At 72.7% G+C, this 19,781-nt stretch carries 17 protein-coding genes; all 17 read left to right on the forward strand.

Going from position 1 to position 19,781, the window contains the following annotated elements; genetic code table 11:
• Window positions 1–148 precede the first annotated feature (148 nt).
• The 17 genes from dhaK (at window position 149) to H9640_RS10050 (ending at window position 19,564) form a co-directional block, all read left to right on the forward strand.
• The gene (gene dhaK, locus H9640_RS09970; RefSeq protein ID WP_191790569.1) at window positions 149–1,144 is read left to right on the forward strand and encodes a dihydroxyacetone kinase subunit DhaK; all 996 of its coding nucleotides are present in this window, start codon (window positions 149–151) and stop codon (window positions 1,142–1,144) included.
• An 85-nt stretch (window positions 1,145–1,229) separates the two neighbouring features.
• Window positions 1,230–1,874 (forward strand): dihydroxyacetone kinase subunit DhaL, encoded by a 645-nt coding sequence (dhaL, locus tag H9640_RS09975; RefSeq protein ID WP_191790570.1) that lies wholly within the window; start codon window positions 1,230–1,232, stop codon window positions 1,872–1,874.
• 7 nt (window positions 1,875–1,881) lie between these two features.
• Window positions 1,882–2,643: a dihydroxyacetone kinase phosphoryl donor subunit DhaM gene (dhaM, locus tag H9640_RS09980; protein ID WP_191790571.1), complete on the forward strand. Its 762-nt coding sequence runs from the start codon at window positions 1,882–1,884 to the stop codon at window positions 2,641–2,643.
• A 111-nt stretch (window positions 2,644–2,754) separates the two neighbouring features.
• Window positions 2,755–3,387 carry a TetR/AcrR family transcriptional regulator gene (locus H9640_RS09985; RefSeq protein ID WP_191790572.1) on the forward strand — a complete coding sequence of 211 codons (633 nt, stop codon included), beginning with the start codon at window positions 2,755–2,757 and terminating at the stop codon, window positions 3,385–3,387.
• Window positions 3,388–3,480: 93 nt separating this feature from the next.
• Complete coding sequence (locus H9640_RS09990) at window positions 3,481–5,220, forward strand: MDR family MFS transporter (RefSeq protein WP_191790573.1); 1,740 nt, start codon at window positions 3,481–3,483, stop codon at window positions 5,218–5,220.
• A gap of 5 nt (window positions 5,221–5,225) precedes the next feature.
• Complete coding sequence (locus H9640_RS09995) at window positions 5,226–5,732, forward strand: DUF4233 domain-containing protein (RefSeq protein ID WP_307824042.1); 507 nt, start codon at window positions 5,226–5,228, stop codon at window positions 5,730–5,732.
• A gap of 23 nt (window positions 5,733–5,755) precedes the next feature.
• Window positions 5,756–6,220 carry a nucleoside-diphosphate kinase gene (gene ndk / locus H9640_RS10000; protein ID WP_138824817.1) on the forward strand — a complete coding sequence of 155 codons (465 nt, stop codon included), beginning with the start codon at window positions 5,756–5,758 and terminating at the stop codon, window positions 6,218–6,220.
• A 228-nt stretch (window positions 6,221–6,448) separates the two neighbouring features.
• A complete protein-coding gene (gene smc, locus H9640_RS10005; protein WP_191790574.1) occupies window positions 6,449–10,033 on the forward strand; it encodes a chromosome segregation protein SMC in 3,585 nt (1,194 codons plus the stop codon).
• 168 nt (window positions 10,034–10,201) lie between these two features.
• Window positions 10,202–10,621, forward strand: a complete 420-nt coding sequence (locus H9640_RS10010) for a hypothetical protein (RefSeq protein ID WP_191790575.1) — start codon at window positions 10,202–10,204, stop codon at window positions 10,619–10,621.
• A gap of 109 nt (window positions 10,622–10,730) precedes the next feature.
• Window positions 10,731–11,900: a signal recognition particle-docking protein FtsY gene (gene ftsY, locus H9640_RS10015; RefSeq protein ID WP_191790576.1), complete on the forward strand. Its 1,170-nt coding sequence runs from the start codon at window positions 10,731–10,733 to the stop codon at window positions 11,898–11,900.
• Between the two features lie 194 nt (window positions 11,901–12,094).
• Window positions 12,095–13,402, forward strand: coding sequence for an ammonium transporter (locus tag H9640_RS10020; protein WP_191790577.1), 1,308 nt, complete (start codon window positions 12,095–12,097; stop codon window positions 13,400–13,402).
• Window positions 13,399–13,737 carry a P-II family nitrogen regulator gene (locus tag H9640_RS10025; protein WP_191790578.1) on the forward strand — a complete coding sequence of 113 codons (339 nt, stop codon included), beginning with the start codon at window positions 13,399–13,401 and terminating at the stop codon, window positions 13,735–13,737. The genes H9640_RS10020 and H9640_RS10025 overlap by 4 nt, the downstream gene beginning before the upstream one ends.
• Window positions 13,738–13,901: 164 nt before the next feature.
• Window positions 13,902–15,593, forward strand: a complete 1,692-nt coding sequence (locus H9640_RS10030) for a [protein-PII] uridylyltransferase (protein ID WP_191790579.1) — start codon at window positions 13,902–13,904, stop codon at window positions 15,591–15,593.
• Between the two features lie 58 nt (window positions 15,594–15,651).
• On the forward strand, window positions 15,652–17,274 hold the full coding sequence (gene ffh, locus H9640_RS10035; protein ID WP_191790580.1) for a signal recognition particle protein: 1,623 nt from the start codon (window positions 15,652–15,654) through the stop codon (window positions 17,272–17,274).
• 117 nt (window positions 17,275–17,391) lie between these two features.
• Window positions 17,392–18,510, forward strand: coding sequence for an amidohydrolase family protein (locus tag H9640_RS10040; protein WP_191790581.1), 1,119 nt, complete (start codon window positions 17,392–17,394; stop codon window positions 18,508–18,510).
• 380 nt (window positions 18,511–18,890) lie between these two features.
• Window positions 18,891–19,325, forward strand: a complete 435-nt coding sequence (rpsP, locus tag H9640_RS10045) for a 30S ribosomal protein S16 (RefSeq protein ID WP_030150614.1) — start codon at window positions 18,891–18,893, stop codon at window positions 19,323–19,325.
• Entirely contained in the window at window positions 19,325–19,564 is a 240-nt protein-coding gene (locus tag H9640_RS10050; protein WP_030150613.1) for an RNA-binding protein, read from the forward strand. Before rpsP ends, H9640_RS10050 begins: the two co-directional genes overlap by 1 nt.
• Window positions 19,565–19,781: the final 217 nt, after the last annotated feature.

The following is a 19,781-nucleotide window of genomic DNA, read 5'->3' on the forward strand; positions in this document are numbered from 1 at the left end:
ACCCGGACCACGGGACGCCCCGCCCTGCGTGCCGGGCGCCGCGCGGAGGTGTTTGATGGGGGGACGGGCACCGGGGGCACGCGTCACCGGTGCGCGAGCAGTGCACGCGGCCGCCCGGTGCCGCAGCAGTCCGACGAAGGGATGCGCCATGAAGAAGCTGCTCAACGACCCGCAGGACGCGGTCACGGAGTCGCTCGACGGGTTCGAGCTGGCTCACGCCGACCTGGTCGAGGTCCACCGCGCGCCGCTGTACGTCTCGCGCGCGGGTGGTGCGGTGCCCGGCAAGGTCGGCCTCGTCAGCGGGGGCGGCGCAGGGCACGAACCCCTGCACGCGGGCTTCGTGGGCGCCGGGATGCTCGACGCCGCCGTGCCCGGCGCGGTGTTCACCTCGCCCACGCCGGACCAGATCGTGCCCGCGATCTTGGGGGCGGACTCGGGGGCGGGCGTGCTCGCGATCGTCAAGAACTACACGGGCGACGTGCTCAACTTCGAGACCGCGCTCGAGCTCGTCGAGGCCGAGGGAACGCAGGCAGCGAGCATCCTCGTCAACGACGACGTCGCCGTCGAGGACTCGCTCTACACGGCCGGGCGGCGCGGGGTGGCCGGCACCGTCGCGGTCGAGAAGATCGCCGGGGCCGCCGCGGACCGCGGTGACGACCTGGGCAAGGTCACCGAGATCGCCGGCCGGGTCGTCGCGAACGTCCGGTCCATGGGGGTCGCGCTGAGCGCCTGCACCGTGCCGCACGTGGGCAAGCCCAGCTTCGACCTCGGTGACGACGAGATCGAGATCGGGATCGGGATCCACGGTGAACCGGGCAGGCACCGCATCCCTCTGGCCTCCGCGGACGAGATCACGGGCATGCTCGTCGACGCCGTGGCGGAGGACCTGCGGCTCGAGGGCGGCGAGAGAGTGTTGCTGTTCGTTAACGGTATGGGTGGTACGCCCCAGTCCGAGCTCTACGTCGTCTATCGTCAGGCGAGGAGGCTGCTCGAGGCGCGCGGCGTGGCGGTCACCCGCTCGCTCGTGGGCAACTACGTCACCTCGCTGGAGATGCAGGGGGCCTCGGTCACCGTGCTCCGGCTGGACGACGAGCTGACCGCGCTCTGGGACGCGCCCGTGCACACCGCCGCTCTGCGGTGGTGACTCCGGCCGACCCCCGAGAGCCGGGGGACGGCGCCCCGGGGCGATTCTCGCGAACCGCCCCGGGCCAGTAGGGAAAGGGCGATTGATGACGCTGGACGTTGCGTGGGCTGTGCGCTGGATGAGGGACGCTGCGGCGATGATCGTGTCGGCGCGGGACGAGCTCACCGAGCTGGACCGTCAGATCGGCGACGGCGACCACGGCGAGAACCTGAACCGGGGGTTCCAGGCGGTCGTCGCCAAGCTCGACGGGCTGGAGGCCGAGCCGGCGCAGATCGGTGACGTGCTCAAGCTCGTGGCGACGACGCTCATGTCCTCGGTCGGCGGCGCGTCGGGGCCGCTCTACGGCACCGCCTTCCTGCGCGCGGCCAAGGTCACGGGGCTGGCGGAGCTCGACTCCTCGGCCGTCGTCGCCCTGCTCGAGGGGGCGCTCGAAGGCATCACGGCGCGCGGCAAGGCCGCGCCCGGGGAGAAGACCATGGTCGACGCCTGGCAGCCCGCGGTCGACGCCGCGGTCGCCGCCGCGGACTCGGGAGCGGATCCCGTCGGCGTCCTCGAGGCGGCGCTCGCCGCAGCCGAGGCGGGGGCTCTCGCGACGGTCCCCCTGCTCGCGACCAAGGGGCGCGCGAGCTACCTGGGCGAACGCAGCATCGGGCACCAGGACCCGGGTGCGACGTCGACCGTCGTGATCCTGCGGGCTGCGGTCGCGGCGGCCACCGCTCCCGGTGAATGATTGCCCGATGACTACCCCACAGGTCGGCGATCGCGCACGGATCGCCCTGGTGCTCGTGTCCCACTCGGCCCGTCTCGCACAGGGAGCCGCCGAGCTCGCGGCCCAGATGGCTCCCGGCGTGCTGCTCCTGCCCGCAGGCGGCACGGACGACGGCAGCCTGGGCACGAGCTACGACGTGGTGTCGACCGCGGTCGGTGAAGGCCTCGTGGGGACCGAGGGGGTCGTGGTGCTCGCCGACCTGGGGTCGGCGGTCATGACGATCGAGTCGGTCATCGAGCTCGACGAAACTCTCGACGGTCGGGTCGTCCTCGCGGACGCCCCGTTCGTCGAGGGGGCCGTCGCCGCGGCCGTGACGGCGCACGGCGGAGGCAGTCTCGCCGAGGTGCTCGCCTCGGCCGAGGCCGCTGGGAGCACGTTCGCACAGAGCGCGCCCGGAGCCGGGGGGCAGTTCGTCCCGGCCGCCGGGCCGGCCGACCAGCTCGCGGGCGCTGCGGGAATCGAGGACGACTCGCCGGGCGCCCCGCGGGCGGTCACCCTGCGCAACCCGCTCGGCCTGCACGCCCGTCCGGCGGCGATCCTCGCTCGGCTCGTCGCGGGCTACGACGCGAAGGTCACCATCAACGGTGTCAACGCCGCGAGCGTGCTCGAGATGATGAAGCTGGGTGCGACCGGCGGACGGGAGCTCGTGATCGCGGCCGAGGGTCCGCAGGCGAACGAGGCCCGGGACGCGGCCCTCGCCGCGGTCGAGGGGGGCTTCGGCGAGGTCTGACGCCCCGGTTCGTCCCTCGCCCGGTCGTGGGTCAGGAGCGCCCCGTCCGTGACCGGCGTCACGCGAATACTGCATTGCCTGCAAAGTTGCACGACGTGTAAAGTTTCGGCTGTGCAGAACCTTGTCGAGCCCTCCGCGGTCCCCACCGGGCTGCGTGAGCGCAAGAAGCGCGAGCGCCGCGAGGCGCTCATCGACGCCGCCCAGACCCTCGTGCTCGAGCGGGGCCTGGACGAGGTCACGGTCGAGGACGTCTGCACCTCGATCGGCGTCTCGACACGGACCTTCTTCAACTACTTCGCGTCGAAGGACGACGCGGTGCTCGGGGTCGAGGACTTCTCCCCGTCCCCCGACGCCGTCGCCGCCTTCGTCGCGGGCGGCCCCACGGGGGACCTGCTGGACGACCTCCAGGCGCTCGTCACCGACCTGCTCGCCCACCAGGTCATGTCCCTCGACCGGGTGCACCGGGCGATCACGCTCGTCGAGCGCGAGCCCCGGCTCCTCGCCCGCCACATGTGGTGGATCGAGAACCTGCGCACGGGCCTCATCGACGTGTTCGACCGCCGCCGTGCCGACCACCCGTTCGTCCCCGAGCCCGAGCTTCTCGCCATGGTCGTGATGAGCCTCCTGCGCACCACGACCCTCGAGTGGGAGCGCCTCGGGCGCACGGGCGAACCGGTCGACCACCTCGGCTCGGTCGTCGCCCAGCTCCGCGCGCTCGTCTGCCCGGGGTCCGCTCCGGGCTGACGCGCGCGCACCTCGCACGACCCCTCTCGCACTCCTTCGCACCCGCGGTCCGCGTCCGCCGGGTGACTGTCCACCGACCTGAACGGATACCTCATGTCCTCCTCCCGCTCCACGAAGCCGGCCCCGCGGGCCGGGGCCGGCGCGTCTCCCGCGGAGAGCGGCAAGCCGCTCATCGTGCTGACGCAGCGCACCGTCTGGCTGATCTTCGGTGCGCTCATGGCCTCGATGTTCCTGTCATCGCTCGACCAGTCGATCGTCGGCACCGCGATGCCGACCATCGTCGGTGAGCTGCACGGGGTCGAGCACCAGGGCTGGGTCATCACGGCCTACATCCTGGCCATCGCGATCGTCATGCCGCTCTACGGCAAGTTCGGTGACCTGTGGGGTCGTCGTTGGCCGTTCCTCGTCGCGATCGGCCTGTTCACCGTCGCGTCCGCGGGCGCGGGCTTCGCGCAGACCTTCCCGGAGCTCGTCGCGTGGCGCGCCGTCCAGGGCCTGGGCGGCGGTGGCCTCATGATCCTGTCGCAGGCGATCATCGCCGACATCGTCCCCGCCAAGGACCGCGGGAAGTACATGGGCCCCATGGGAGCCCTGTTCGGCATCGCGGCCGTCATCGGCCCGCTCCTGGGTGGATGGTTCACCGAGGGACCCGGCTGGCGCTGGGCCTTCTGGATCAACGTCCCGATCGGCATCGCGGCGTTCCTCGTCGCTTGGTTCACGCTCAAGCTCCCGAGCCACCGTTCGGGGCGCAAGATCGACGTCGCCGGCATCTTCTTCCTCGTCGTCGGTACGTCCGGGATCGTCCTGCTCACGAGCTGGGAGTCGCTCACCACGAGCACGGGCTACGACTGGTCCGACCCCAAGCTCCTGGGCATGGTCGCCGCGACGCTCGCGTCGATCGCGCTGTTCGTCGTGGTCGAGAACCGCGCGCAGGAGCCGCTGCTCCCGCTGCACCTGTTCAAGAACCGCACGTTCACGATCGCGACCCTCATCGGCCTCGTGCTCGGGATGGGCATGTTCTCCGCGCTCGCGTTCCTGCCGACGTTCCTGCAGATGTCGACCGGCGCCGGAGTGACCGAGTCCGGCTTCCTCATGCTGCCCATGATGGTCGGTGTCATGATCACCGCGATCGGTTCAGGTTTCGCGATCACCAAGACCGGGCGCTACAAGATCTACCCCGTCGCCGGGCTCGCCATCACGACCGCGGGCATCATCTGGCTCACCACCATCACGGGTGACATGTCCATGGTGCTGTTCGGCGCCATGATCTTCGTCATGGGTGCCGGTATGGGGCTGGTCATGCAGACGATCGTGCTGGCCGTCCAGAACTCCGTGGACCCCCACGAGATCGGGACCGCGACGAGCGCGAACAACTTCTTCCGCGAGATCGGCGCGGCCGTCGGTACGGCCCTGTTCAGCACGATCTTCACGACCCGGCTGTCGGCGAACCTCGCCGACGTCATCCCCGGTGGTGCGGCCACGGGCGGGGGAGAGGCCTCGAGCCTGACCCCCGCCGCCGTCCAGGCGCTCCCGGAGCCGGTCAAGACGGGCGTCATCGACGCGTTCACGAACGCTCTCGCCCCGGCGTTCTGGTACCTGGTCCCGCTCGTCGTCGTGGGCTTCGTGCTCGCGCTGTTCCTCAAGGAGGTCAAGCTCTCGGGCGAGGCCGGCATGGTCGCTCGTGGCGAGGCGATCGCGGACCCGAAGGGCGGGCCCGCCGACGAGGCGCAGGACGCCCCGGTGCGTGACGCCGTCGGGCCGGACGGGGCGAGCATCCCGCCGGGAGACGACCCGACGGGCGCCCCCGACCGGCAGGGCGCCCCGGTAAACTGAAGCGCGTGAGCTCCAGCATCGAACCGGCCGACAAGCCGGCAGAGCAGGCCCGGCCCGCCGCATCCTCCGCCCCCTCGGGCGAGGACGCGGCGGCCCCGCCCCGCATCAAGGCCAAGAAGTCCGCGAAGGTCCAGTTCACGTCGACGACGCTGCTGCTGGAGGCCTTCCTCGTGCTGTTCGCGACCCTCGTCGCGTACGGCCTGCGGACCGTGCCCTACGCGTGGCCGGACCGGATGCAGGTGCCCTCGGGCCCGGCGATCTGGATCGTGGGCGGGACGCTCATGGTCGTGCTGATCCTCCTCAGCCGCATGGTCGGCGGGCCGGGCGGGTACGTCGCGGGCTCGGTCGTGCAGCTCCCCGTGATCGCGTGCGGCTTCGCGGTGCCGCTGATGTTCCTTGTCGGGGGCATCTTCGTGGTCCTGTGGATCGTGTCGCTGCGGCTCGGCGGACGGATCGACCGCGAGCGTGCGGCCTACGACGCCGAGCACCCGGAGACCGCACCGAACATGTGAGGACGCCCGGTAGGGTCGTGCGCATGACTGATGTTGCAGCCCCCGTCGTCGCCGACGCGCTCTCCGAGACCATCGAGCGCACCCTCGTCCTCGTCAAGCCCGACGGCGTCCGTCGCGGCCTGTCGGGAGAGATCCTCCGCCGCGTCGAGGCCAAGGGGTACACCCTGGCCGCCGTCCAGCTCCTGGACGCCACCCCCGAGCTCCTCGCGGCGCACTACGCCGAGCACGAGGGCAAGCCGTTCTTCGCCCCGCTCGTCGACTTCATGCTCTCCGGCCCGATCCTCGCGGTCGTGGCCGAGGGGCAGGGCGTCATCCCGGGCTTCCGCTCGCTCGCCGGCACGACCGACCCCACCGCGGCCGCCCCCGGCACCATCCGTGGTGACCTGGGTCGCGACTGGGGCCTGAAGGTCCAGCAGAACCTGGTCCACGGCTCGGACTCCCCGGAGTCCGCGGCCCGCGAGATCGCGCTCTGGTTCCCCGGTCTCTGAGCCCCCTCGCACCGCTCGCAGGCGCCCCCGTCGACGGACGGGGGCGCCTGTCTTCGTCGGCGTGGAGCGCGAGGAGGGACGAGGGTGGGGGCGCGGGTCGTGGCGGGCCTGGCGGGAGGTCGCGAGGGACGAGCGGTCGGATGGAAGAACCGCGGCCCCACCCCCGTCCTCGCCCTCAGCACCACCGCCTCCCCGTTTCACCCGCAGATCCGCACTAGGCTCTGACCCGTGCACCTCAAGACCCTGACCCTCCGCGGGTTCAAGTCGTTCGCGTCGGCGACGACCCTGCGCTTCGAGCCCGGGGTGACGTGCGTCGTCGGGCCGAACGGTTCGGGCAAGTCGAACGTGGTCGACGCCCTGTCCTGGGTCATGGGGGAGCAGGGCGCCAAGTCCCTGCGTGGCGGCAAGATGGAGGACGTCATCTTCGCGGGCACGGCGGGGCGCCCGCCGCTCGGCCGCGCCGAGGTGTCGCTGACGATCGACAACACGGACGGCGCGCTGCCGATCGACTACTCCGAGGTGACGATCTCTCGGACGCTGTTCCGCAACGGCGGGTCGGAGTACGCGATCAACGGCTCGTCGTGCCGGCTGCTGGACATCCAGGAGCTGCTCTCGGACTCTGGCATCGGGCGAGAGATGCACGTGATCGTGGGGCAGGGGCAGCTCGACGCGGTGCTGCGTGCGACGCCCGAGGAGCGACGCGGCTTCATCGAGGAGGCCGCCGGGGTCCTCAAGCACCGCAAGCGCAAGGAGAAGGCGCTGCGCAAGCTCGACGCGATGCAGGCGAACCTCACGCGGCTCGGGGACCTGACGGCGGAGATCCGGCGTCAGCTCGGGCCGCTCGGACGCCAGGCGCAGATCGCGCGCAAGGCGCAGGTCGTGCAGCGGGACCTGCGCGACGCGCGGGCGCGGCTGCTCGCGGACGACCTCGCGCAGCTCACGGCGACCCTCGAGCAGGAGATCGCGGACGAGTCGGCGCTGCGGGCGCGGCAGGCCGAGGTCGAGCGATCGCTCGCCACGGCACGCGAGGCGCTGGGAACGCTCGAGGCGCAGGCCGCGGCGGCGGCCCCGGCCCTGGCCCGGGCGAGCGACGTCTGGTACCGGTTGTCGTCGCTCCAGGAGCGCCTGGGTGGGACCCGGACGCTCGCGGCGGAGCGGCTGCGCCTGCTGGGGCGGCCGGAGACCGTCCAGCGAGGCCAGGACCCGAACGACCTCGACGCCCAGGCGGCGCGAGCGCGGGCCGCGGAGCAGGAGCTCGAGTCGGAGGTCGCCGTCGCACGGGCGACGCTCGAGTCGGCCGTGGCCGAGCGGACCGCGGTCGAGGCGCAGGCGCAGACGGCGGAGCGGGCGCTCGCGACGCTGCTGCGCGGTGCGGCGGACCGCCGCGAGGGACTTGCCCGGCTGGCCGGCCAGGTCGCGGCGCGCCGGTCCCGCGTCGAGGCGACCGAGGCCGAGATCGGGCGTCTGCGGGAGAGCCTCGCGGAGACCGAGCGACGCGGGAACCAGGCGAACCTCGAGTTCGCGTCCCTCGAGACGCAGGTCGTGGGCGTCGAGGAGGGCGAGGAGGGCCTGGACGCCGAGCACGAGGAGGCGGCCGACGCCGTCGAGCGGACCGCGGCCGTGGTCACGGGGCTGCGTGCCGAGGAGCAGACCGCCGACCGTGACCGGGCGACGTGGAGCGCACGCGTCGAGGCGCTCGAGATGAGCCTGGTCCGCAAGGACGGGGCGGGCGCGCTGCTGGCGGCTGACGGGGTGGCCGCGCTCGGGTCGTTGGCGGCGCTGCTGAGCATCGACGCGGGGTACGAGGACGCGATCGCGGCGGCGCTCGGCCCGGCCGCGGACGCGGTCGCGGTCGAGAGCCTCGAGGCGGCGGTCGACGCGCTGCGTCACCTGCGGCAGGAGGACGCGGGGCGGGCGAGCCTCGTGGTCGGCGGGGGAGCGGGCCCTGCGTCGGCGGCGAGGAGCGGCGTGGCCGCGACGAGCCTGCCCGACGGCGCCGCGTGGGCCGCGCAGGTGGTGACGCCCGCGCGCTCGGTCGCCGTGGCGGTCGAGCTCCTGCTCGACGGGGTGGTCGTCGTCGAGGACCTGGCCCAGGCACGTGCTCTCGTGGCGGCGTCGCCCGAGGTCACGGCGGTCACGAAGAGCGGGGACCTGCTCGGCGCGCACGGCGGGTGGGGCGGCTCGGCGACCGCGCCGAGCGTGCTGCACCTGCAGTCGGCCCTGGACGAGGCCCAGGCGGCCCGCGACGACGCGATCGCTCGCGGTGAGCGGACACGGTTCGCGCTCGTGGGGGCGCTCGAGGAGGCCGAGGAGGCGCAGCAGCGCTACGACGCGACCCTGGAACGGCTCAACGAGTCCGATGCAGCGCTCGCCGCGGTCGCCGAGCAGCTCGGGCACCTGGGAGCCACGGCCCGTGCGGCCGCTGCCGAGTCGGCCCGGGTCCGGGCGAACCTCGAGAAGGCCCAGGTCACGCTCGTGGCCGAGCAGGCCGAGCTCGAGACCCTGGTCGCTCGGCACGACGAGGCCGAGGCGGCGCCGGAGCAGACCGAGGAGTCGGTCGCGGCGGCGACCGCCGCCCGGGACGAGGCCAACGGCCTGGCGACCGCCGCACGCGCGGCCGAGACCGAGGCACGCCTCGCGCTGCGTACGAGCGAGGAGCGGGCCCGTGCACTGACCGGGCGGGCTCAGTCCCTGGCCCGGGCGGCGGCGACCGAGCGGGCAGCGCGCGAGCGGGCCGCGGCGCGCGAGGCCGCCCGGGTGCGTCAGGCGGCCCGTGCGGAGGCCGTGCGCGACGGAGCCGAGACGGCGCTGGCGGCGATCGAGCGGTCGCTCGCACGCGCTCGTGACGAGCGGGACGCTGCCGAGGTCGCCCGGGGAGAGCTCGACGCGGCAGTGACCGCCCGTCGCTCCGAGGTCGACGTGCTCGCGGCACAGCTACGGGAGCTGACCGACGTCGCGCACCGCGACGAGGTGGCCCGGACGCAGCAGCAGCTGCGGATCGAGCAGCTCCAGGAGCGCAGCGTCACCGAGCTCGGCCTGGACCCGGAGGTCCTGCTCGACGAGTTCGGTCCCGACCGGCCCGTCCCCGTCCTCGCGGAGGACGGCACCGTGCGCGAGGACGAGGACGGCGAGCCCGTGAGCGAGCCCTACGTCCGGGCGGCGCAGGAGAAGCGCCTGCGCTCGGCCGAGCGTGCCCTCGGGCAGCTCGGGAAGGTCAACCCCCTCGCGCTCGAGGAGTTCGCCGCGCTCGAGGAGCGTCACACGTTCCTCACGACCCAGCTCGCGGACCTCAAGAAGTCCCGGGCCGACCTGCTCGAGATCGTCCGCGAGATCGACGAGCGCGTCGAGCAGGTCTTCACCGAGGCCTACCACGACACCGCGGAGCAGTTCGTGCACGTCTTCGGGCGGATGTTCCCCGGGGGCGAGGGGCGCCTGGTGCTGACCGACCCCGCGAACATGCTCACGACCGGCATCGAGGTCGAGGCCCGCCCGGCGGGAAAGAAGGTCAAGCGGCTGTCGCTGCTGTCCGGCGGCGAGCGCTCGTTGACCGCGGTCGCGCTCCTCGTCGCGATCTTCAAGGCCCGCCCGAGCCCGTTCTACGTCATGGACGAGGTCGAGGCCGCGCTCGACGACGTCAACCTGGGGCGTCTGCTCGAGATCTTCCGTGAGCTCCAGGAGGACTCGCAGCTCATCGTCATCACGCACCAGAAGCGGACCATGGAGATCGCGGACGCGCTGTACGGCGTCACGATGCGAGGCGACGGCGTCACGACCGTCATCAGCCAACGGCTGCGCGACGAGGTCGGCGTGTGACCGACGTCTCGGGTGGCCCGGCGCTCGGCCCCCGTGCCGACCGCTCGGGGCCCATGATTCGTGAGCCGCACGATCTCGCGGGTCCTGCGGTGTGAAGATGCTGTATCGATCATCGGACTCGCCGGTCTCGGTCGGTGCTCACCCGGTCGTCCCGGTGATACTTGACGGATGCTCTGGATGTTCGTGTTCCTCGGGATCGCGCTCGTGGCGGCCGTCGTGGTCTTCCTGTTCGCGAGCGTCGTCACGCGCATCGACGACCGCAACGAGCGCCAGGGACCTCCGGTCGGCATCAAGGGGTTCTGGCGCGACTTCCGCTCGGGGCTGTCGAGCTGGCGCCGACGGTCGGACGAGGACCGTGAGGCAGCCTCGGCGACACCCGTCGACACCGGCATGGAAGAGTTCTTCGCCGCGACCGAGGTCGTCGACCCGGCCTACATGGACGCCGACGAGATCACCGACGCACTGCACCGGGCTCGTGAGCGGGCCACGCACACGCTCCACGTGGCCACCGTCCGGCGTCCGCACACCGGCGCCGTGCGTTCGGTCCCTGCGACGCCCCCTCCGGGTCCGGCCGCTCCCCAGGACTGAGGGTGCCACCCGGGGCGCGGTGAACGCTCGGCCCGGCGTCCGGCCCCGCCGTCCGACTCCGCCGACCCCGCCGCCCGCACGTCGCGCTCGGATTTGAGAGACTGCGACGGTGAACGATCTCCTCTGGCTCTGGATCACCCTCGCCGTCCTCGTCGTCGCCTCGGTCGGCTTCGTCGGCTTCCGCCGTCGCCCTGGTGCGCGCGCCACCCTTCCGCCCCCCACGCCGGGCAGCAGCCCCGACGAGCTCCCTGCGACCGAGGGAGAGCCCCTGCCAGGGGCCGTGGCCACGGTCGAGGCACCGGCCGACCTGGAGGCCCCGCCCGCGGTCGAGGTCCCCGAGGCAGTCGGGGGCCGGCTCGCCCGGCTGCGCGGCCGCCTGGCCCGGTCCGGTTCGCCGCTCGGCTCCAAGCTGCTCGCGGTGCTCTCGCGCGACCACCTGACCGAGGACGACTGGGACGAGCTCGAGGAGACGCTGCTGCTCGCCGATGTCGGGGCCGGCCCGGCGGGAGAGCTCATCGAGTCGCTGCGTACCCGCGTGCGGGTCCTGGGCGTCCGTGACCCGGCGAGCGTCCGCGCGCTGCTGCGCGAGGAGCTCGTCGCCCTCGTCGACCCGAGCCTGGACCGCTCGCTCGCCACGGACCCGCAGACGGCCGACGACGGTTCCCGGCTCCCCGCCGTCGTGCTCGTCGTCGGGGTCAACGGCACGGGCAAGACGACGACCGTGGGCAAGCTCGCCCGCGTCCTGGTGGCGGAGGACCGCACGGTCGTGCTCGGCGCGGCCGACACGTTCCGCGCTGCGGCCGCCGACCAGCTCGAGACGTGGGGCGCCCGCGTCGGCGTGCGCACGGTGCGCTCCGACCGCGACGGGGCGGACCCGGCCGCGGTCGCGTTCGACGCGGTCCGCACGGGCCGGTCAGAGGGAGTCGACGTCGTGCTCGTCGACACGGCCGGCCGCCTCCAGAACAAGGCGGGTCTCATGGACGAGCTCGGCAAGATCCGGCGCGTGATCACCAAGGAGGCGCCGCTCTCCGAGGTCCTGCTGGTCCTGGACGCCACGACGGGCCAGAACGGCCTCAACCAGGCACGGGTCTTCGGCGAGATCGCGGGCGTCACGGGCATCGTGCTGACCAAGCTCGACGGCACGGCCAAGGGCGGCATCGTCGTCGCGGTCCAGCGTGAGCTGGGCGTGCCGGTCAAGCTCGTGGGCCTGGGGGAGGGCCCGGACGACCTGGCGCCGTTCGACCCGCAGGAGTTCGTCGACGGGCTGCTGGGCGACTGACGTCGCCCGTGGCGACCACGTCCCGGGGGAGGGGCTGCCCCCGGGACGGCCCCGGACCCGCCGGGAAACGCAACGTTTACACACGAGTGCTCCCCGTTACACCTCCGTCACCCCGCGCGCGTCGCGGGGAAACCCCGCTGTCCGAGTCTTGACCTGTCCGGCCGCCCGGCTGGCGAGGTGAGAGGCGACAGCGCATGCCCTTCGAACTTGACACTGGAAACACGGCCTGGCTCCTGACGTCGGCCGCCCTGGTGCTGCTGATGACCCCGGCCCTGGCGTTCTTCTACGGCGGCATGGTCCGCGGCAAGAGCGTCCTGAACATGATGATGATGAGCTTCGGCGCGATCGCCGTCGTCGGGATCATCTGGGTGCTGTGGGGCTACTCGATGACCTTCGGGTCCGACGTGGCGGGGGTCTTCGGCAACCCGACGGAGTTCTTCGGACTGGCCCCCCTGACCGACGACGCGAACAGCCTCCTGGCGGGCAGCGGCGTCCCGGCCCTCGTGGCGGCGGGGTTCCAGGCCACCTTCGCGATCATCACGGTCGCTCTGATCAGCGGTGCGATCGCCGACCGCGCCCGCTTCGGCGCCTGGCTCGTCTTCGCGGGCGTCTGGGTCACCCTGGTCTACTTCCCGCTGGCCCACATGGTGTGGGGCGGCGGCCTCCTCGGTGCCGGCGAGAACGGCATCGCGGCCGCGATCTACGGCGTGACCGACGGGATCGCCAACGTGGCCCCCATCGACTTCGCCGGCGGCACGGTCGTCCACATCAACGCCGGTGTCGCGGGCCTGGTGCTCGCGCTGATCATCGGCAAGCGCAAGGGCTTCGGCAAGGAGCCCATGCGTCCGCACAACCTCCCGTTCGTGATGCTGGGCGCAGCGCTCCTGTGGTTCGGCTGGTTCGGGTTCAACGCCGGCTCCGCAGGTGCCGCCAACGAGGTCGCCGGCCTGGCCTGGGTCAACACGACGGTCGCGACGTGCGCGGCGATGGGGGCCTGGCTCGTCACCGAGCGCCTGCGTGACGGGCACGCCACGAGCCTGGGTGCCGCGTCGGGCGTCGTCGCGGGCCTGGTCGCCATCACGCCGGCCGCCGCCGCGGTCAACCCGATCGGTGCGATCGCCCTGGGTGCCGTCGCCGGTGTCCTGTGCGCCCTCGCGGTCGGCCTCAAGTACCGCTTCGGCTACGACGACTCGCTCGACGTCGTCGGGGTCCACCTGGTCGGCGGCCTGGTCGGTACCGTCCTGATCGGCCTGCTGGGCACGGACACGGGCCTGCTCTACGGCGGCGGGATCGACCAGCTGGTGATCCAGGTCGTCATCGCGCTGGCCGCCGTGATCTTCTCCGGCGCGCTCACGTTCGTCATCGGGTTCGTCATCAAGGTGACGATGGGCTGGCGGATCAGCGAGGAGGCCGAGGTCGGCGGCATCGACCTGGCTGAGCACGGAGAGACCGCATACGAGACCATCGCACAGGGTCGTGTCATCCAGGAGGTCAGGGCATGAAGCTCGTCACAGGAATCATCCAGCCGCACCGTCTCGACGACGTGAAGTCGGCGCTCGAGGCAGCAGGGGTCCGCGGCATGACGGTCAGCGAGGCCAGCGGCTACGGCCGGCAGAAGGGGCACACCGAGGTCTACCGCGGTGCCGAGTACACCGTGGACCTGGTCCCGAAGGTCCGCGTCGAGATCCTCGTGGACGACGAGGACGCCTCGACGGTCACGGAGGTCGTCGTCAAGGCGGCTCAGACCGGTCGCATCGGTGACGGGAAGGTCTGGACCGTGACGGTCGATGACGTCGCACGTGTCCGCACCGGCGAGCACGGACCGGGTGCCCTGTAGGGCGACCGGTCGGGCCGGGCGGCACGAACAGCGACGACGGGGTACGGCGGGGGCGACGGAAGGGTCGAGATGACCGGGACGACGAAGGCAGGAACCCCGCGCGACGCCGAGGAGCCGAGGCCGGCCCCCCCCCCCCCCCGGGGGGGGGGGGCCGGCGGGCCGAGATGCTCGCGGTGGCTCGGAACCTGAGCGGGCCGGGGAGCTCGGGGGTCGCGCGTCGCTCTGCGGTCTGCACGCTCGTGACCGACCGGCTCACGGCGCTGTGGGACGAGGCGACGGCGGGGGAGAGCACCGAGGGGATCGCGCTCGCCGCGGTGGGGAGCCTCGGCCGGGCCGACATGGGGCCGGTGAGCGACCTGGACCTCGTGCTCGTGCACGACGGTCGCGGCCACTCGCCCGAGCAGGTCGCGGCGGTCGCCGAGCGGCTCTGGTACCCCCTGTGGGACGCCGGGGTGGACCTCGACCACGCGGTGCGCTCGTTGTCGCAGTGCCGCCAGGTCGCGTCCAAGGACGTGCCCGCGGCCGTGGGCTGGCTCGACGTGCGCGCGGTCGCAGGGGACCCGCTCGTGGTCCACCGGGCCGCGTCGGCGGTCCTCACGGACTGGCGCTCGGCGTCGCGCCGCCGACTGCCTGAGCTGTTGTCGTCGATCAAGGACCGGGCCGAGCGGTCGGGTGAGCTCGCCTACCTGATCGAGCCCGACCTCAAGGACGCGCGCGGCGGTATCCGGGACGCCGTGGTCCTGTCGGCGTTGGCCGCGACGTGGCTCACGGACCGTCCCCACGGGACCGTCGACCGCGCGTACGCGCACCTGCTCGACGTGCGCGACGCGGTCCAGGTCGTCACGGGTCGCCACACGAACAGGCTCCTGCTCGCGGACCTCGACGAGGTCGCGGCCCTGAGCGGCTACGACGACCCCGACGAGCTCCTGGCGAGCCTCGCCGAGGCGGGCCGGGAGATCTCCTACGCGCTCGACACCACGGTCCGGCGTGCACGCCAGGCGCTCCAGCGTCCGAGCGTGGCCCGGCGTCCGGTCCTCGTGCGGGGTCGGCGGGCCGCACCGCGGCTGCGGTCGGTCGGGGACGGACTCGTCGAGCACGACGGCGAGCTGGTCCTCGCGATCGACGCCCACCCCGAGACCGACCCTCTGCTCGCGCTGCGCGCCGCGGCGACCGCGGCCCGCACGGGGCTGACCCTGTCGCCGGTGTCCGTGAGCAGCCTCGCGCACTGCCCGCCCCTGCCCGAGCCGTGGCCTGCGCTGGCGCGGTCGGCCTTCCTCTCGCTCCTGGGGAGCGGGCCCGCGCAGGTCGCGGTGTGGGAGGCGCTCGACCTCGTGGGGGTCGTGACGACGTGGATCCCCGAGTGGGCGGGGGTGCGCAACCGGCCTCAGCGGGCGGCGGTCCACCGGCACACGGTCGACCGTCACCTGGTCGAGACGGTCGCGCGTGCGGCGCGTGACCGCAGGGCGGTCGAGCGGGGCGACCTGCTGCTGCTCTCGGCGCTGTTCCACGACATCGGCAAGCGCTCCGGTGCGCAGGACCACTCCGAGGAGGGTGCGCGCCTCGTCCCGGGCATCCTGCGCCGCATGGGCTTCGGGGACGGGGTGCCCGACGACGTCGCGCGCCTCGTGCGCCACCACCTCACCCTGTCGCGGCTCGCGCTCTCGGCGGACCCGGACGACCCGGCGACCGTCGCCGAGCTCGCCGACGCCGTCGGGCAGCGACGAGACCTCCTGGACGTGCTGCGCGCGCTGACCGAGGCCGACTCCTCGTCGCTCGGTCCGGCGGGCTGGACCGCCTGGCGCGCGCGCCTCGTGGACGACCTCACGGCCGCGACCCGCGCGACCCTGCCCGAGTGACCGTCCCCGACCGGTAGGCTGGGGACTTCCCTGATTCACGAGCGGTAAGGATGACGCGGTGTTCGCCACGCTGTCAGATCGATTGTCGTCGACCTTCAAGAACCTGCGGAGCAAGGGCCGTCTCTCCGAGGCGGACATCGACGCCACGATCCGTGAGATCCGGCGCGCGCTCCTCGACGCGGACGTCGCCGTGCCCGTCGTCAAGGACTTCACCGGTGCCATCCGGTCCAGGGCCTTGTCGGCCGAGGTCTCCGGCGCGCTCAACCCTGCCCAGCAGGTCGTCAAGATCGTCAACGAGGAGCTCGTCGCGATCCTCGGCGGCGAGAGCCGTGGGCTGCGCCTGGCGAAGAACCCGCCGACCGTCATCATGCTCGCGGGCCTCCAGGGCGCCGGCAAGACGACCCTGGCCGGCAAGCTCGCGCTGCACCTGCGCGAGCAGGGGCACACGCCGCTGCTCGTGGCGGCGGACCTGCAGCGCCCCAACGCGGTCAACCAGCTCTCCGTGGTGGGCGAGCGTGCCGGCGTACCGGTCTACGCTCCGCTGCCCGGCAACCAGGGTTCCGAGGGGGAGTCGGGCACGAGCGTCGGCGACCCGGTCCAGGTCGCCCGCGACGGTGTCGAGACCGCGCGCCAGCGCCAGCACGACGTCGTGATCATCGACACCGCGGGCCGCCTCGGCGTCGACGCCGAGCTCATGCGCCAGGCCGCGGACATCCGCGACGCCGTGAACCCGGACGAGATCCTGTTCGTCATCGACGCGATGATCGGTCAGGACGCGGTCGCGACGGCCAAGGCCTTCGAGGAGGGCGTCGACTTCACGGGGGTCGTCCTGTCGAAGCTCGACGGCGACGCGCGCGGTGGCGCGGCGCTGTCGGTCGCACGCGTCACGGGTCGGCCCATCCTGTTCGCCTCGACCGGTGAGAAGCTCACGGACTTCGAGCCGTTCCACCCGGACCGCATGGCGTCGCGCATCCTCGACATGGGTGACGTGCTCACGCTCATCGAGCAGGCCGAGAAGGCGTTCGACGCCGACGAGGCCGCGAAGATGGCCGAGAAGGTCGCGAGCGGTCAGGACTTCACGCTGGCGGACTTCCTCGTCCAGATGCAGCAGATGAAGAACATGGGCTCCATGAAGAAGATGCTCGGCATGCTGCCGGGCATGGGGCAGATGCGTGAGGCGCTCGACAACTTCGACGAGCGAGAGGTCGACCGCATCGAGGCGATCATCCGCTCGATGACGCCGGGCGAGCGCGACAACCCCAAGATCATCAACGGGTCGCGACGTGCGCGCATCGCGCGAGGGTCGGGCGTCACGACGAGCGACGTCAACCAGCTCCTCGACCGGTTCGCGGGCGCGCAGAAGATGATGCGCCAGATGAGCCGTGGCGGCGGCATGCCCGGTATGCCCGGCATGGGGAACCTGCCCGGCATGGGCGGCAAGAAGGCTCGTGGGCGCGTCGCGCCGCCGCCCAAGGGGCGCAAGGCGAAGTCGGGCAACCCGGCCAAGCGCGCCGCGGAGGAGGCGGCCCGCCAGGCTCGCGCCCTCGGCGGACCCGCCACGCCCCCCGCGGCGCCGGGTGCGGCGTTCGGCGCCCTGGGCGGTGCCAAGAGCGCGCAGAAGTCGCCGGACCCGGCCGACCTCCAGCTCCCGCCCGACCTGGAGAAGTTCCTGGGGCGCTAGCGCGCTAGGTTATGTCCTGCAGGTCACGGTGGCCCTCACCGTGACCCCCGTCCGTCCCGCCCGGCCCCGGTCCTCGACAGGTCGGGCGAGCCCGACCGCCCGAGAACTGGGAGTCCGATGTCCGCGCTCGAAGGCCCCTCGCTGCACCTGCGGGGGCACATCCTCCTGGGAGACGACCGTGAGGTGTCCGACCTCTGGGTCAAGGACGGTCACGTCACGCTGACGCGTCCCTCGGCGCAGGGCACCAACATGGTGGCGCTCGAGGGCTGGGTCCTGCCCGGCCTCGTGGACGTCCACTGCCACGTGGGCCTCGGCAAGGACGGTGCGGTCGACAACGCCACGGCCCAGGCGCAGGCGATCGCCGACCGCGACAGCGGGGCGCTCCTCCTGCGCGACGCCGGTTCCCCCCTGGACACCCGGTGGGTCAGGTCGCGGCGCGACCTGCCGCGCCTGGTGCGTGCAGGGCGCCACATCGCCCGCCCCAAGCGCTACCTGCGCGGCTACGGCCTCGAGCTCGACGACGTCGCACAGCTCCCCGAGGCCGTGCGCCAGGAGGCGCGCGCCGGGGACGGCTGGGTCAAGCTCGTGGGCGACTGGATCGACCGGGACCTGGGCGCCGACGGCGACCTGCGCCCCCTGTGGCCCCAGGACGTGCTGACCGAGGCCGTCGCCGTCGCGCACGCCGAGGCCGCGCGCGTCACGGTGCACGCCTTCTCGAGCGAGGTCGTCCCGTCGCTGCTCGCGGCCGGGGTCGACTGCATCGAGCACGGCACCGGGATCCACCCCGACGACATGTACACCCTGTCCGAGCGCGGTATCGCCGTGACGCCCACGCTCCTGCAGATCAGCGAGTTCGAGAACATCGCTCGCCAGGCCGACGCGAAGTACCCGCTCTTCGCGGCGCGCCTGCGCGACCTGCACGAGCGCCGCTACGAGCAGGTCCGTCAGCTCCACGAGGCGGGCATCCAGCTCCTCGTCGGGACGGACGCGGGCGGGACCATCGGTCACGGCCGGATCGCCGACGAGTGCGCCGAGATGGTGGCCGCAGGCGTCCCGGTCGCCGACGTGGTCGCGGCCGCGAGCTGGCAGGGACGCGAGTTCCTGGGCTACGGCGGGCTCGTCGAGGGATCGAGCGCGGACCTGATCGTGTACCCGGCAGACCCGCGCGAGAACATCGAGGTGCTGCGGCACCCGACGGCGGTGATCTTGCGCGGGGAGATCGTGGCGCCGCTCTGAGCGGTGTGTCGCCTGTGTCGACGGGCGCTGGGCGTGGTCGCGTGAGAGTCGTGGCGCCGCTCTGAGCGGTGCGTCGCCTGCGTCGACGTGCGCTGGGCGTGGTCGCGTGAGAGTCGTGGCGCCGCTCTGAGCGGTGCGTCGCCTGCGTCGACGTGCGCTGGGCGTGGACGCGTGAGAGTCGTGGCGCCGCTCTGAGCGGTGCGTCGGCTCGACTGGGACGCGATGTTGGTCGCCGGGTGCTGCATCTGGCACAATAGCCGGGTACTCGGCGTGCCCGGCCCCTCTCTCCGCGCACCGCCGTGTCCCGACACCGTGCTCACCTGGTCCCCACCGGGAGGACGCACGGGTCACCTCACCCAGAACCAGGAGAGACCACCACAGTGGCCACCAAGATTCGTTTGAAGCGTCTCGGCAAGATCCGTGCGCCGTACTACCGTGTCGTCGTCGCGGACTCGCGCACCAAGCGTGACGGTCGCGTCATCGAGGAGATCGGCAAGTACCACCCGACCGAGGAGCCGTCGCTCATCGACATCTCCTCCGAGCGTGCGCAGTACTGGCTGAGCGTCGGCGCGCAGCCGACCGAGCAGGTTCTCGTGCTCCTCAAGATCACGGGTGACTGGCAGAAGTTCAAGGGCCTGCCGGGCGCCGAGGGCACCCTGCGCGTCAAGGGCGAGAAGGTCGACCCGGCCGCTGCCATCGAGGCTGCCGCCAAGGACGCCGAGAAGGTCAAGGCGAAGGCTGCCGAGAAGAAGGCTGCTGCGCCGGTCGAGACCGAGTCCGCTGACGCGGCTGAGGCAGCCGAAGAGCAGGCCTGATGCTCGGCGAGGCGCTCGAGCACCTGGTGCGCGGGATCGTGGACAACCCGGACGCCGTCCGGGTCAACGCGAAGCCGCTGCGCCGGGGCGAGCTGCTCGAGGTCCGGGTGCACCCCGAGGACCTCGGTCGCGTCATCGGCCGCGGTGGGCGCACGGCCCGTGCCTTGCGCACGGTGATCGGTGCCCTGTCGGTCGACGGACCGGTCCGTGTCGACGTCGTCGACGTCGACCGCCGCTGACGACGGCTGAGCGCAAGCCGATACACAGCACGACGTGACGGTTTCGACCGCACGCTGACGAGGCCCGGTCCCCCTCAGGGTGGACCGGGCCTCGTCGTCTGCCCATCACCTCCCGCCCCCGTCGCCGCCCGTCCGACGCCCGCCCGCGTGGTGTGGTCAGGACGTGCGCGCGCACCGCACGGGTGACACGGTGGGAGCGCCCGGCCGCCGGGCAGTT

This window comes from Oerskovia gallyi (genome assembly GCF_014836745.1).
Taxonomy (GTDB): Bacteria; Actinomycetota; Actinomycetes; order Actinomycetales; family Cellulomonadaceae; genus Oerskovia; species Oerskovia paurometabola.